The organism is Monashia sp. HAY1-2A, assembly GCF_056755315.1.
The window spans coordinates 1-237 of the sequence record NZ_JBNDHY010000771.1 but is presented as its reverse complement, the minus strand read 5'-3'; the positions used below and the strand labels follow the sequence as shown (position 1 = coordinate 237).

Genomic DNA, 237 nt, shown 5'->3' with positions numbered 1-237 from the left:
GTGCGGAAGCTGGGCATTCCCGGCCGGGATGAAACCGCGTTCGGGGCTTTGGCGTGGTCCCGGGGTGATGTGCTCCGGATCGTCAACAAACCCTTGAGGGACCTCATTCTTGCCCGGGGCATCTCCCAGGCGGCCTTGGACGCCGTCGAAGCCCGGGAGCGTTCGGAACTGCTGCGCCGGGCCAGGGAGTACCCGGGGACGGATCACGATCTCCGTGGGAAGACTGTCGTCCTGGTA

Annotated in this window: 1 pseudogene; it reads left to right on the top strand. The window is 66.2% G+C overall.

Annotated elements, in window-relative coordinates:
• A pseudogene (locus ACPYOM_RS23860) lies at positions 1 to 237 on the top strand (phosphoribosyl transferase); the annotation flags it as partial.